The organism is Chromohalobacter sp. HP20-39, from assembly GCF_033052815.1.
Classification (GTDB): domain Bacteria; phylum Pseudomonadota; class Gammaproteobacteria; order Pseudomonadales; family Halomonadaceae; genus Chromohalobacter.
Genome location: NZ_JAWHTP010000005.1, coordinates 128,974 through 143,474, shown reverse-complemented (window position 1 = coordinate 143,474; position 14,501 = coordinate 128,974). Strand labels below are relative to the sequence as shown.

The window sequence follows — 14,501 nt, the reverse complement described above, 5'->3', positions numbered from 1 at the left end:
AGATTACAATCCCATTTTACGCTTCACGTGCTCAGCTGTGGTCGCTTTTAGCATTTCGCTCCAAGACCCAAAATCTGAAATCTGAGCAATATATTTGTCCCAATCATCATCTGGGATCGCTTTAAAATCTTCTGCATTATTAATTTCAAAACCACTTTCATCAAAAATTTGCTGAGCATCCCGAAATTTCGCATGCTCGGACACAAAATCTTCGGTGAGCAAACCAGGAATAGAAATTTGCTCCTCACCCTCAAGCTCTTTGGCTCCTTCCACCATCTTCTTGAGTTTATTCTGGAGTTCGTCAAATCCCTTAGTGTTGCTCATAATTTCTTTCCTCATAACAGGTATTAGACGAGCTTGCTCGTTCAAAATTCTTGTGCCGACACACCAACCCACTGATTGATCTTCGCATTTTCTTTGATGTGCCTATAAAAACGTAACCGCACTTGCTGCATTTGCCGGCATGGCCGCTTTGGGTCGGCCAGCGACTGGTAGCGAGGTCAAGCCCACACTAGGCATGGATTGAGCCACACTTTCCTCTTCACCTATGGAGAACCATGCCATGAACGCTTCAACAACTGCAATTCGTGAGCCCTGGAACAAAGGCAAACTGGTTGGTCAGAAAGCACCACTTCGCCTAAAAGATATCTGGGCCATTCGTGTTCGGCTACAGCTCGCTGGGAAGAGACGTGATCTAGCGTTATTTGATCTAGCGATAGATAGCAAACTACGGGCCTGTGATCTGGTCACTTTACGAGTCCGTGATATTGCTCATGGTAAGAACGTACCCCCAAGGGCCATCGTTATGCAGCGGAAAACACAACAGCCAGTGCAATTTGAGATAACCGAGCAGACACGCGAGGCCCTAGGCGATTGGATTCAGCATGCCCGGCTTCGAAGCGAGAACTATCTGTTCCCGAGCCGCATCAGTAGCTCAGAACACCTGTCGACACGACAGTACGCTCGTATCGTCAAAGCTTGGGTAACCTCCATTGGCCTGGACCCTGCAATCTATGGTACGCATACGCTGCGCCGTACCAAAGCATCGCTGATATACCGCCGGACGAGAAACCTAAGAGCCGTTCAGCTACTTTTGGGTCATACAAAGCTGGAAAGTACTGTCAGATACCTTGGGATAGAGGTAGATGATGCCTTGGAGATGGCTGAACAAACAGAGGCATAGCAAGAGTAGAGGCGGTCTGATTCGGGCCGCCTTTACCAGCCAAAAGCGGACGATCAGTGTTCTCGTGCGTGTGATCAACGGCCTCGATGACATGCTGGGCAGCACCATTTACATCCATCAACTCTTCCGCCAAACCTCGTTCGTGCAGCCGCTGTCGCTGGGCCGCAGGAATCATGAATGCCCAAAGGCAGACGGTTGCGGTCGGCTGGTGGATGCGGACATCCAGTCGTGTGGACTTCGTGATTTCCATTCTCGTCTGTATTCGTATTCGCGTAGTAACGTGGCATTCATTCTCTCCTTTGCTATCTAGTGGCGAACGGCGAAGAATGCAGTTTCAGTCGTGGTGTCATATCCCACTGCGTCGCCAGCTGTTGCACTATCATAATCAGCATATACTAACACTCCTTACTCGGCCAACAGCAGTCATCCATCACGGCTTCACACGCTGCGATGCAACGTCTCCAAAGCTGACATACGGCTTGCGGTAAAAGCAGACTGATGACTCCAAACATCGTTACTTGCCCCATGAGACTTGGGATTGTGATGACAACACAGTCACTGACTGCGTGGCTCGTGTTAGTGCGACATACCAGTCCTCTTTGGTCATCCCGTCGTACTCAACGATTATTACATGCTCGAATTCCAAGCCTTTTAACAGGAGCGTGCTACCTACACTCCTACGGGCTAGGTGACACCCCAAGTGTCTCGCCTTTGCTTCAACATCTGCTGCAACTTCGGAAAGCGGAGCGCCTGTCGCCCTCGAAGTTCGGAGTGCTGAGAACATCATGCTTAGAAGTTCGCGACGATACGGAAAAACGTCGTCACGGGCCAATAGTCCTTCCACAAGATCAGGCACGTGAGTCATCCCATTCGCCTGGGCTACACGGTCTCCAATGTCAATTAGGTTACCGTACTTCGTTCGACCAGCGCGTCTGCCTTCTTGGTGTGCCCTAACAGAATTGGCAAAATCGGCCTGAACACCAACAACGCATAGTCTGACGAAATCCAAAACCTTTTTCAGCCTTTGCGCATCATCCGCTTGCTCAATGGATTTCGAATGTTTTGCAAGTGGTTTGCAAGAAACAGGCTCTACGACAGCAAACTTCTGTTTTGCCAAAGTTTTAGCTATGCTGGCTCGTGATCCCTCAGATGCTGATTGAGCCACAACCACTAACGTACCTTCCAGATCCATTGTTGCAAGACAAGTGGCTTTGACTTTAGCTGACTTGGCTCCGGGATCATCTGGGAGCCACTGACGCCGGACACCCCTTTCGTTGACACAAAAATCTAAAGGGCCGCCGGCTTCAATCCGTTCTCGCAACTCGATCAACTTTTCGCCAAGCTCAGCATTCGCGTTTTCTTTCTTCCAACGCCAGGGTGTGGTCAGTTTCGCAATATTGGGAAAGTCCTTTTCGACGACATCGAACCAGTCTACCGCGCCGTCGAAGTTGAAGATTGATTGCAAGGGGTCACCAAAAATACACACAGGGACTAGCCGCTTTAACCTCACAATTAACTCATGCTGGCTTGCGCTGCAGTCCTGGTACTCATCAACGAAAACGCAAGTGTAGGTGGCAAGGATCACGTCATCGATACCGTGCGAACCAAGAAGCTTGACCGCAGCAGGATAGACCTCTGACCAGTCTTTGTTGCTCTGTGGGTTGACCTTTTTTATCCCCGAGGTCTTTGGGTAGCTTTTCGAAAACCGCAAGCACCAGCTCGCGATTGTATCAATCCTGTAGGAAGACGCAGGAACGTTGATCTTGCGTAAACGCTTCTGCAGTACGTCAACACCCGCAAATGTATGGGTCAGAATGAGGCAGCGTTTCGAAACTTCCGAATCATCGCTTATAGCTTTCACCGTCCGTACGATTTGCTCGGTTTTCCCGCATCCGGCAGCCGCGATCACGCTGCCAGCTTTGGTCGCACGAATGATGGCCGTGACATCCTCTTGGGAAAAATCAGGCATCAATCCACCGCCTCACTTCATTTATCGTTTTGGCAAGTGGGGTCTCTGGAATGTCCTTGAGGCAACCAAAGACAATTTTTCCAAGTTGCTCGCCCCGCGTCATGTCTTTGAACCATGAACGATCTTCTTTGACGCCGGGCTTTTTTTCAACTTTCAGAATGGCGGCCGCTGCCAACCATTTTCGATTGTCCTCAGAGTCAGTAAGGGCGTCTAGCTCCGCTCGGTCAATGCTCGCCTGCTCTGGGGAAGTCATACAAAGATTTCTCAGAACCCTACCTTCGCCGACGACATCAAGAGCATAATCAACTATTTCGAGTACAGTTGCCCATGGAACGTCGAGAAAAACCCTGCGTTCGATATCGCAGTTGTCCAACCATTCAGCGACTTGGCCTCCAGCGTATTTGAACGCTTCCTTGTTGGTTGCTTTAATCTCGACATCCGAGTCAAGCAAAACGAAACAACGATAGCCGAGCGTTTGCATGTGGAGACCAAACTTTAAGGCATTGTCACTACCTCCACCGTCAATCGCAACGACACCCCGATAGGCAAACGACTCTTTGTCACCCTCGCACCATTGGTCATCAAGCCCGCGCCAAAATCCGACTTCCGTTCGCCCCTCCCCAATCAGCAAGCGTGGAGATAGGAAAGCATGGGAATTGGAGCGCACGTGCCGTTGTGCCGTATCCACTGCTCCTCCAGTTGGCCGTGCGCACTTAACTGCGACACTACCTGCGTTGTTGCGAACGCAAAACAGTTCTCCAACATCCAATTCGCAAACAACAACTGGTGAATGAGTTGTCAGGAATGTTTGGTGTACGATAGGCGGTGCATCGCCGTTCTGTGGAAATCCGGATCGCAGAAACCGCAACAAGCGCATAATGCGATGGGGTTCCAGCCCGAGTTCGAGCTCATCCACAAGCGTGATGTTTTGAGTAGGGCCTGAATTTTGAACACCAGCCACCATAAGGCGTGACGATCCGCTACCGAGGGTCCTAAGCGGCATGCTGCCATCATGTAAAGAAACTGCGCCCGAAGCCAACATACCTGAATGGATGTCCAACTGGGCTTCGTAACCTTGGGTCTTGGGTACCAGAAAATCCTCACCGACCTTCTCTGTCAGCTTCACAACATCATCGAACGAAGTACGATCTCCGGCGGCGAATGATGCCTTTGCCTGCCTAACCGAACTGGTCAGCAACTCAGACGCGTTGGGCCCTTTCTCAAGCCTCCCAAGAACGGAGTTTCGACCCCACGTGAGATGGCGGTCGGCGTATTCCCCAAGCCGATTGGGTGCTATCAACTTCGCGTCCTTGAAGCCCAAACGGGGTGGCTCACCTTCGAGGCGTTCGTTGAAGACCTCCCAGCTCCATTCAAGGGTTTCGGGATCAAGCAACGCGTTCACTGTCAGAGCCGGAATATCACCTTCCGCTTGTTCATCGTCTATTTTTTGGGCTGCCTCGCTCCAACCGCGCAAATACAGTCCGTATTTGTGCTCCACAATCAACTCTTCCGGAAGATCAACGAGCGTCAAGCAAATCGCAGGTTTGCTTGTTGGATCGCATCCAAACAGATCGGGATCACTTCCGGTGTAACCAAACCGCGGGCTCAGGCCGATCTCGATGGCATCCAAGACCGTGGTCTTGCAGGAGTCGCCCGGACCAATCAGACAATTCAAGTTCGGCGACGGCGACCATTCAAGTGATTTGATGCCTCGAAAGTCTGAAATTGAGATGTGTGCAATACGCATTACGAAAGAATCCTGACTAACCGTGCGAGTAATGTAGCTCGTGGCATCCGCGTGAACCTAGCGCCAGCGTAAACTGGAATCTGCAGATGCAGGCGAAGTCTGGCAGCTTACATGCAGTCGGTACAATTGCTCTGCAGCTGCAGCAGACGGCTGCTTCCAGCCCCTCGTGCCCGAGCCACATCCCATGCTGCGTCGGGCACGAATGTCTGACCAGGGTCGAAAGGTTTCCTAATAGGAAAATTTAAACCGCCTATCCAAGCAAGCATCAATCTAACTCCACATCAACGATCCATTTCCGTTAGTTTATATACTGTATACAATTCAACTTATTTGTTTCTTGCGAACCCATCCCCGTTTTCTCCATTGCACTAACACACTGAAACATCTTGTACCCCTGCAGCAATGTCGGAGATAGCATAATTGCTATAGCAATTAGCATTGCAGATAAAAGGATTGTTCGCTGTAAACTCATAAATGCAACTACGCCTTTCGTGATAGGAAAGCTTTCACAACAAATTGCCCGGACATTTTTGATCATGCCCCTTCATAGCTTTCAAAAAAGAGCCACAACCCGAGCACCGAAATTTACCTTTAAGCCGTTTCATCACTTGATCATCATTAGCATATTTTTTCCATTCCTTGGCATGGCTTTGACTTACATGCATATCTACATCAACAACCTTCTTAGCACAAAATGGAAATTCAGATTTCTGTCTGCACTCTGCCTTTCGGCTTTCCTTTTGCTCGCCTATCTTCAGGCCGTAGTCATTTTGTAGCATGTTTAGGACTTCATCAAGAGCCCTAATGATGTGTAAATTATTCGCCCCAAACGCATACCGGCCTGTCATCAGGTCTTCCATTGATATATCTCTAGCAACAACTCTTCTAGACCCTAGCTTATTAAGCCTTATTGGGTATCTAAATGCCCGCCCTTCCCCTAGCCACTGGCCATTCGGCCCCCAGTTCTGTATATTTCCGTTAAAACAGCTTGAGCCGATAATTTTTTCCATTTTAATCAGAAGCTGCTTCCTTTCTTCGCTTTTCATTTCCCATTCTACCAATAACGAAAATTTAAATTTATTAGTTGCTTGCATATACCTCATGAGCTTCATTAAGCTCTGGCAGCTTTGGGTCGAAAGCGGACTTTTACCTTACCCATCCACACTACCGTCCGGGGATGACATCCTTTCCCTGCGACTCGCTACGCATTGTTTTCCTTGTATGTTCTATCGGCCGCTAGCCCAGAGGCTTAATCCTACTTAGCCTTGCTTGGTAACATTTTGCAATGGGACTTAGTGGCAGGTTTTGGAAGTCGGCAAATCGGGGCGAGGCTGAACCGCCGCAACGGCTACTCGGCTATTCCTTGCCTTCGCCAGTCACCCAGCGGGCGAAAGCCTCAGCCTGAGGATCGGCCTCCTGCACGGCATAGACGACCAGGCGCAGATGCCGGCCTTCGTCGACGATCAGGCTGGTGTGCTCGAAGTCGACCTTGCCCAGGCCATCGAGTTCGAGCGCACGCACACCCTGGCAAGGCGCGTCCACGTCGTGACGGTGCCACCATTGGCGAAAATCGGGCGAGTGCGCGGTGAGTTCCTTCACCAGGTTACCGATGGCCGGGTCGTCATCCGCCCGTGCGTAGTCGCGCCGGAAGCTGGAGAGAATGCGCGGCGCCTGGGTCTGCCAGTCGGCAATGACCCGGCGCAGTTCAGCGTTGGTGAACAGCATCCACAGCAGATTGCGATACTCGGTTGGCTGACGGTCGAAGCCAAATACCCTCGCCGCTGCATCATTCCACGCCAGCACGTCCCAACGCAGGTTCAGCACGTAGCTGGGGCGTGCCGTCAGGTCGTCCATCAGGCGCTTCACCAGAGGCGGCACCTGACACCAGGTCTTGCCCGGCTCGACTGGCGGGCGCTGGTGAGTCAGCAGGAATAAATGGTGCCGCTCCGCCGCGTCCAGTTGTAGTGCGCGCGCCAAGTTATCGAGAAAGGTCGACGACACGCCGATCTCGCGCCCCTGCTCCAACCAGGTGTACCAGGTCACCCCCACACCCGCTAGGGTCGCGACTTCCTCGCGCCGCAGGCCCGGCGTGCGCCGGCGCGTGCCCGCCGGCAGCCCCACCGACTCGGGCAAGATCCGCTCGCGACGGGTACGCAGAAATTCGGCGAGTTCATACCGTGTGCGTACAAGCGTGCGTTCCGGAGCCATGCTGTTGCCTCGAGTAATAGCATAAACGCTTAAATTGTAACCCTCTAAATCCCGCCACACACTCCGCGTGCTTCCCCTACAACGCCATTCGATGCATCGAGGAGAGTACAGATGGCACGCGGCTCACATAGCACGACCTACCTGGTGGCCATTGGCGCGTTCGCGCTGGGCATGGCCTCTTACGTTACCGCCGGGCTGATCCCGATGATCCAGGCTGACTTCACGGTTTCCGTTTCCGTGGCGGCCCAGTTGGTCACCGCCTTCACGCTTGCCTACGGGCTGGGTTCGCCGCTATGTGTCGCCCTGCTGCCCGCGAATCGCCAGCGCGGCGGGCTGTTTCTGATGCTGGGGTTGTTCGTGATCGCCAACGCAGCCAGCGCACTCACGACCAGCCTCGCCACCCTGATGGCCTGGCGCGTACTGGCCGGCATGGCGGCGGGTACCTATCTTGCCATCGGCATTGCGGCGGCCGTTGGCGTGGCACCGGCGGGGGCTCGCGGCAAGACGATCTCGATCATCATGGGCGGCATGGCGAGCGGCACCGTGCTCGGCGTGCCGCTCGGCCTGCTGCTGGCACAGCGTTGGGGCTGGCAGGCCGCCCTATGGTTGATTGCATTGATCGGGCTGGTGGCGCTGATTGGGCTGGTCTGCCGGCTACCGCCCATGCCCGCCGCCCAGGTGGTCCCGATGCGACGCAAGCTCTCCATCCTGACCGACCGACGGGTCATTGGCCTGCTCGGCATTTCCCTGCTGGCCGCCATCGCCAGCCTGGGCATGTACACCTTCATCGCGCCGCTGATCGGCGCACACGGCGAGCGCTCGGTGACACCCTATCTATGGGTGTGGGGCGTAGGCGGCGTGCTCGGCAGCTTCTTGATCGGAACACTGGTCGACCGCTTCTCGGGCCCCAGACTCACCTTCGCCATCATGCTGCTACTCGGTATCGCGCTGATCGCCCTGCCACTGCTGCTCGGCATCGCTCCCTGGCTGGCGCTGATCCCAATCGCGCTGTGGGGCGCCGTGGGCTGGGCACTGCAGGTGCCCCAGAACAACGAGTTGATGAAAGCCCGCGAGTCTCAGGGAGACGGCAACCTCGCGGTGGCCTTGAACGAATCCACGCTCTATCTCGGCAGCGCCCTTGGCGCCTCGCTCGGTGGGGTCGGCCTAGCGATGCAGATGCCTACCCACAGTCCTGAAGAGGGTCACTTCAAATACTGCTAGGAACCTTATTATGCAGAATAACCAGATTACAAAAAACTGCCTACAAGAATAAAATCTAATAACCGTTAAAAAACATAAAGAAGGACTTTGCACAGAAAAAAGTTTAGGGCTTACACATCATTGAAAATTGACCAAACGACTGGGCGTTATATTCTTAATTTAGAACTCTATTTAAACCAGTCAACGTAAAGGCATGACAATGACTTACCCAATCTATTTTTATCGCGCAGCACATAGTGCAATGCTTAAGCAGTTAATTTCCTTCCACACACTACCTCTTAGTAATCTAAAAGCTCTCAGTAATTCGAGATTCGAGGATAAATATCTTGACCTTATGTCTTCGAATTATGAAATGAGCGTTACAGAGCCATTCATTGACTCAATAGCTTCATTGAACTCTGTATTAAAGGATTCCGAAAAAGAAGCCTCCAGAACATTCGGTACAGATTCAACACTTTTTATATGCTCTGGATCTACAGTATCAAACCAAATTGCCGTTGCAGCATCTTGCAGCAGTGAAAGCAGAATAATTATACAAAAGGGCCTACATCAATCGTTTCATTTCACAATAAATTCGACCCAGGTTGAGAAGAAAACCTACATTGATGATATCGAGATTGATGAGACAACTGGTAAGACATCCCTAAACGTAAAGGCAATGCTTGATGAGATCATATGCGCAGAAGAGAATGGAAATGGCTATGACGTTGCTATTATCAACAGCCAAACTTATGAAGGCATACAGCAAAAACTGGACGAGATACTTCCCCTGCTTCTTAAGCATGGCCCATCTCTCAAGAAGATAATAATCGACGAAGCGTGGGGTGCGTGGTCCAACTTCTCCACTAGTCTTTCACGGCATTGTGCGATTGATGCTGCGAAAAATCTCAGAAATAAATATGAAGTCGATTTTGTAGTCACTCACTCAGCTCACAAGTCGCTATTTGCATGCAGACAAGCAAGTTACTTACATTGCATTGGGGGTGAGGAAGCCATCGAAAAACTCAAACAAATGCGATACCGGCTTCATACTACCTCACCCAACTATAGACACCTCACAAGCCTAGACTTGGCCCAGTGCCATGCTCGTATAGAAGGAAGAATGTTTTCTGACCGAGCGGAAGCCAACGCACGACTTCTTAAAAAATTGGTTAAAGAGAAGCTTACGTTTTTTTCAGTAATCAGCAGTCCCAAAGCAGACTCTATAGCACAGCAAAATTACGCGACTAGTGACGAAACCAAGGTGTGGCTGAATATTAGCGAACTGAACATCACTGGCAGACGGTTGCGGGAAGTTCTCTACAAAGAGCACAACATATATATAAGCAGGTACACTGAAAGCTGTGCTCTATTCAACATTCATTTTGGCATCACTCAAGAAAACGTAATCACACTAATACGGGCTCTACAGAATGTTGAGGAAAAAAATAAATGGTGCATCGGCCAGCTTCGTGAGGACACTATATCAGAATACTTTGTAGTACCGTATCCCCCAGGCGTGCCTATTGTAGTGCCCGGAGAAAGAATCTCAAAGGTGAGGCTTCAGAAAATCAAGAAATGTATCGCATCTGGCGTAAGCATGAAATTACTTTGAATACAAAACAAATGGAGTGAAATATGATACCGCTAAAATTAATCAAAGAGTTTGCTTCCTGCCGTACCGATAGGGAAGCTATCGCTGATCAACAACATAGCCTTACATGGCAGGAATACCATGATAAGGTAGAAATAATTTTTAGAAATATGCACAACACTTTTAATATTTATAAAATTAGAAGCATTTGCTACATTTCACCAAACAGAAGCGAGCTTTTCATCCTTGCTGCAGCTGCGGCCACATTTAAAATACCTTTTGTCGGTATTGATTACACCCAGAAACCGGAGAACATCAAGCACATGCTCGATGTTTCAGATTGCGGCTTGATCGTTATATCTTCTTCGTTTTTCCTCGAAGAAGGAATTGACATTCGAAGAATTATCGATCTTGCCCCAATCATTGACCTTGATAATGGCCTCAAGGCAGCAACTCATTATTCTCGACTGGAAGAGCTTGACTCTACTACAGAGCCTGATATAGGCCAGAGAGCATTCAAGGCCATATCATTCACTTCCGGCACCTCAGGACCTCCCAAAGCCGCAGTTCGTTATGCTTCCTTTGATGCCAGGCGTTTCAATTATTTCAAAAGTCGATACGGGTTCAGTTCCGAAGATAAATATATGCTGGCTATGCCCATGTACCATGCTGCTGGAAATGGTTGGGCCAGACTTTTTATGAGCTTGGGCGCAACGGTCATCATTGCTAAGCCACATGATACGAAGGATATGGTCCGGCTGATAAAAAGCGAGAAAATTACAGCCAGCTCTATGACACCGCCACTGCTTTTAGAGGTCATCTCTCATGCCAACGGTCAGGAGCATACCTTTAAACAAAATTCACTGCGATTTTTGCTTGTCGGCGGAAAAACTTCCCTATAAAGCTAAAGCTAGATGCTCTGCACATCCTTGGGCCAGTAGTCTACGAATATTATGGTACTACCGAAACTGGCGTTAACACTATCGCTGAGCCTCACGACATTATGAAACAGCCCACTAGTGTGGGGAAACCATATAATGGCAACAAGCTGCTCATGCTGGACGAGAAGGGTCATAAGATCGCTGATGGTGAAATTGGTCGCGTTGCAATTTCGAGCTATATGAACATGGATGAGTACCACAATATACCACATGATATTATTGAATATGATGGAGATAAATATTTACTGACTGCTGAATCCGGGTATATCCAGGGTGGGTTGTTATACCTAATGAATCGAGCACAAAATGCTAAAGGTTTGAAAATTTATGAAACCGAAAACGCGATCAACAAACACCCCGGAGTCAGGGATTTGGCAATAGTGCCGACTGACGCCAATAACGGCAAGGTCATATGCGGAATAGTGGCTTCTGATCATGCTGATGGAATGAAGCCTGAAATTTATGATCTTGCTAAAAAGGAGATGAAAAAAAGAAAAATGAAATGCATCAAAATTCAGTTTCTCAAAAATATCCCCTATTCCCCTTCAGGAAAAGTTAGGGTGGAAGAACTGAAAAGCATGCTTACTAATGACCGTTATATCAGAAACGATCTAAAACACCCCGGATTGATAGTGGGCATTCTATGTCTTTTGCTAACAACTTTATCATGGGGCGGCATGTTCCCTATCGCAAAGAGTGCATTATTATCAATGGACGCTGTACATATCAGCCTGATCAGATATGGCGTAGCATCCTTGATCCTCCTGATATTGCTAGCAGCAAAAGAAGGCATCTCAGCACTCAACCCCGGACGTCAGGTTCTCAAACTTTATGCTTTCGGATCGCTCGGATTTGCTGGCTTCAGTATATTGGCTTTTGCTGGCCTAGCTCATACGAAACCACAGCACGGGGCGATTATCATGGCCCTCATGCCTCTTATCTCAGTGATAATGGTTTGGGTACTAAAAAAACAAAAGCCTTCAAACTTTACATTTGGAAGCATCTTTTTTGCACTTCTCGGTGTCGTACTGGTAGTCAGTAAAGGCAGCATTACATCATTGTCAGGAGGGGCCCTACTACCTAACTTAGTAATTTTGCTAGGTGCTTTTTGCTGGGTTACTTATACAATCGGCGCATCATATATAGAAGGTTTCTCCTCGCTACGCTATACGGCCATCTCGGCAGGACTTGGCAGCATTACCATAGGGGTCATCTGCTTACTTACCAATATGGCAGGCGTCACTCATATGCCCTCCGCTTCTATTCTTGTAGAAAACATTCTGGAGTTAAGTTATTTGGTAGTGTTCGCTGGGGTAGTGGCTGTATTTTCTTGGAATCATGGCATCAAGACCGTTGGGCCGGTGAATGGAGTGTTGTTCATCAATCTGGTTCCAATTACTGCATTTGCGATAGCGTTCTTCAGCGATGATAGCATTGTTCCTGAAGAAATATTTGGATCTGCTCTGGTGATCCTGTCCCTCATTGCAAACAATATGTATACTCGAGGTTGGTTAAACTTCAAGAACAAACTGGCCTATTAAATTTTTACTAGCACGGTCTGGCCATCTCCGGGTTGCCAGACCGTTTGTTTTATATTTCATTGACTGTATTTCTCAAAAACACTCGCCAGCTCCTCAATTATCAGCCTTACAGCAGTGAGTTCATAGCTTTGTTTCTTAGTGACCAACCAGATGTCTTTAGAAAATTCAGGCTCTTCAGATGATTTACAAAGCTCTGTATTTTCGATCATAAAGTCCGGCAACAATACCACTCCGTATCCCGCGATCGCAGCTGACCGCTGAACAACAGATGAGTTTGATTGGAAACTAATTCTTTCCAGCCCTACAGTTTTAAAAAAATGCTTTACTTCCTGCAGCTGCCACATTTCTTCATTAAATGTTATCGCAGAAACAGCCTTTCCCTCCTTCATTGCACGAATGACGATTTCTGTCCCACAAAGATAATAATCCAACCTCCCCAACTTTAACTTGAAAGTATTTTCATCATCTGCTTGTGTATTACTCAGGCGTATTGCTATATCGGCTTCTCGCTTTGGAATGCTGATATTGCGATCAGTCACTTGAATATCGTAGATCAGGCTACTGTATTTCTCCTGAAGACTTCTTAACCCCGGGGCGACTATTTGATAAGCTAATGATTGTATTGTTGAAATTCTTATTTTCTTTTGTATCACATCTTCCGCACTAAGATCCTCCACAAGCTGTTCAGCTGTATTGTGCATAGCCTGCACTTTCTCATATAGCTTTCGGCCATGCTTTGTGAGAACAAAGCCTTCAGAATTCCTTACAAACAACTCTTTATGAAGTGTCTCTTCCAATTTCTCTAGCCTTCTAGACACAGTCATATAACTAACATTCAGCTTTTTAGCTGCTGAGGTCATTGATTCACTGTCTGCAAGCGCATAGAAAAAACGTAGGTCATCCCAATTTAGCCTTTGCTTTATCTTCTTCAAAACTGTTTGTGAGTTACACATAATTTTAAATTTACCTCCAAGTCAGAATTGTTCATATTTAGCGTGCCTTTTAAACTACGGATAGCGAAAAATGACTTTACCAATGACCTTGCTTGACATGGCTGGTGCCCCAAATGAAGTCGCTGACTGGAAGAAGTGTGCGCTCGTCCTGATTGATTATCAGAATGAGTATCTGGATGGGGCATTGCCCCTGAAAACTACCGGCGAAGAGGCTCTTCAAAATGCTAAGCTTTTGCTTGGCAAGGCCCGGCAAGAAGGAGCGCCTGTTTTCCATGTTGTTCAACATGGAAAACCTAACGGCAAGATCTTTGATCCGCTTACCGACAAAGTTTCGATCCTGAGCCCCCTCGCCCCCTTTTCGGATGAGAAGATCATCAAAAAAACACACCCGAACTCTTTTCATAACACCCCCCTCAAGGAGTTATTGCTTCTAACCAATAAACAGCAGGTAGTTTTTGCTGGCTTTATGAGTCATATGTGCGTAAGCGCAAGTGTTAGAGCATCTCTTGACCTGGGGTTCAAAAATTTTGTTTGTCATGACGCCTGCGCTACGAGAGAACTCCCAAGCCATAATGGTTCGATTATTTCTTCTGAGCTTTTGCACGACGCCGCAATGGCTGCACTCAAGGATCGATTCGCAACAATAGTCTCAACAAAAGAGCTTACAGCTTGATCCTGTTCATTAAAAAAGGCCTATTTCTAATAGGCCTTTTAAATGTACCACATACTGCCTTTGTCTGCATTAGTATTAATTTATAGACATAAGTCATTGATACAAATAACTTTTACAAGGGAAAGACCTGTTGCCTCAAGGCGATGGACCCAAAAAACTCGGCGAATCCAAAAGCCTGATACGTCTACTTGTTGAAGAGTATTTACTGGCGATGCTCAGCGGGCTCACAGGTGCCTTTTTGCCGGCGAACAGCCCTCTCCGTAAATCGGGGGTGCGGACAACCTTCATTGGCGTTGACACTGATAGAGACTGTACCCGGACACGACCAACCGGACGGCCACCTCCGTGACGGGATGGCCTCGCCTCGTCACCTGCTTGACGGCGTCAATCTTGAATTCTGTGGTATATCACTGGTGACTCATAGGGTCTTCAGTATAAGGCCTGGAGGTGTCTATGAAGCACGGGGCGATTCAATGGTCACCCCCCAATAGT

The 14,501-nt window shown here is 48.8% G+C and carries 13 protein-coding genes and 1 pseudogene; 7 read left to right on the top strand and 7 right to left on the bottom strand.

The features are described 5' to 3' along the window. Positions 1–3 precede the first annotated feature (3 nt). Positions 4–324, bottom strand: coding sequence for a hypothetical protein (locus RVY79_RS12140; RefSeq protein WP_317464451.1), 321 nt, complete (start codon positions 322–324; stop codon positions 4–6). Between the two features lie 238 nt (positions 325–562). On the opposite strand from RVY79_RS12140, the gene RVY79_RS12135 reads away from it, so the two are divergent. Continuing rightward, positions 563–1,183: a tyrosine-type recombinase/integrase gene (locus RVY79_RS12135; RefSeq protein ID WP_317464450.1), complete on the top strand. Its 621-nt coding sequence runs from the start codon at positions 563–565 to the stop codon at positions 1,181–1,183. 64 nt (positions 1,184–1,247) lie between these two features. Beyond that, entirely contained in the window at positions 1,248–1,493 is a 246-nt protein-coding gene (locus tag RVY79_RS12130; RefSeq protein ID WP_317464449.1) for a hypothetical protein, read from the top strand. A 204-nt stretch (positions 1,494–1,697) separates the two neighbouring features. On the opposite strand, the gene RVY79_RS12125 is transcribed toward RVY79_RS12130, so the two are convergent. The 4 genes from RVY79_RS12125 to RVY79_RS12110 form a co-directional block, all read right to left on the bottom strand. After that, complete coding sequence (locus RVY79_RS12125) at positions 1,698–3,152, bottom strand: UvrD-helicase domain-containing protein (protein ID WP_317464448.1); 1,455 nt, start codon at positions 3,150–3,152, stop codon at positions 1,698–1,700. Then, a complete protein-coding gene (locus RVY79_RS12120) occupies positions 3,145–4,899 on the bottom strand; it encodes an ATP-dependent nuclease (protein ID WP_317464447.1) in 1,755 nt (584 codons plus the stop codon). Before RVY79_RS12120 ends, RVY79_RS12125 begins: the two co-directional genes overlap by 8 nt. Positions 4,900–5,405: 506 nt before the next feature. Further along, the gene (locus RVY79_RS12115; protein WP_317464445.1) at positions 5,406–5,993 is read right to left on the bottom strand and encodes a hypothetical protein; all 588 of its coding nucleotides are present in this window, start codon (positions 5,991–5,993) and stop codon (positions 5,406–5,408) included. A 262-nt stretch (positions 5,994–6,255) separates the two neighbouring features. Beyond that, positions 6,256–7,107, bottom strand: coding sequence for a helix-turn-helix transcriptional regulator (locus RVY79_RS12110; protein ID WP_317464444.1), 852 nt, complete (start codon positions 7,105–7,107; stop codon positions 6,256–6,258). 111 nt (positions 7,108–7,218) lie between these two features. Between RVY79_RS12110 and RVY79_RS12105 the strand changes: the two genes are divergently transcribed. The 4 genes from RVY79_RS12105 (at position 7,219) to RVY79_RS12090 (ending at position 12,383) form a co-directional block, all read left to right on the top strand. Then, positions 7,219–8,328: an MFS transporter gene (locus RVY79_RS12105; RefSeq protein WP_317464443.1), complete on the top strand. Its 1,110-nt coding sequence runs from the start codon at positions 7,219–7,221 to the stop codon at positions 8,326–8,328. Between the two features lie 241 nt (positions 8,329–8,569). After that, on the top strand, positions 8,570–9,922 hold the full coding sequence (locus RVY79_RS12100; RefSeq protein ID WP_317464441.1) for a hypothetical protein: 1,353 nt from the start codon (positions 8,570–8,572) through the stop codon (positions 9,920–9,922). Between the two features lie 23 nt (positions 9,923–9,945). Beyond that, complete coding sequence (locus RVY79_RS12095; protein ID WP_317464440.1) at positions 9,946–10,803, top strand: class I adenylate-forming enzyme family protein; 858 nt, start codon at positions 9,946–9,948, stop codon at positions 10,801–10,803. Further along, positions 10,770–12,383, top strand: a complete 1,614-nt coding sequence (locus RVY79_RS12090; protein ID WP_317464588.1) for an EamA family transporter — start codon at positions 10,770–10,772, stop codon at positions 12,381–12,383. Before RVY79_RS12095 ends, RVY79_RS12090 begins: the two co-directional genes overlap by 34 nt. Positions 12,384–12,439: 56 nt before the next feature. On the opposite strand, the gene RVY79_RS12085 is transcribed toward RVY79_RS12090, so the two are convergent. Beyond that, complete coding sequence (locus RVY79_RS12085; RefSeq protein ID WP_317464439.1) at positions 12,440–13,336, bottom strand: LysR family transcriptional regulator; 897 nt, start codon at positions 13,334–13,336, stop codon at positions 12,440–12,442. Between the two features lie 82 nt (positions 13,337–13,418). On the opposite strand from RVY79_RS12085, the gene RVY79_RS12080 reads away from it, so the two are divergent. Next, entirely contained in the window at positions 13,419–14,009 is a 591-nt protein-coding gene (locus RVY79_RS12080) for a cysteine hydrolase family protein (protein WP_317464438.1), read from the top strand. Positions 14,010–14,311: 302 nt separating this feature from the next. Here RVY79_RS12080 and RVY79_RS12075 read toward each other — a convergent pair. After that, positions 14,312–14,416 (bottom strand): annotated as a pseudogene (locus RVY79_RS12075) (transposase); the annotation flags it as partial. Positions 14,417–14,501: the final 85 nt, after the last annotated feature.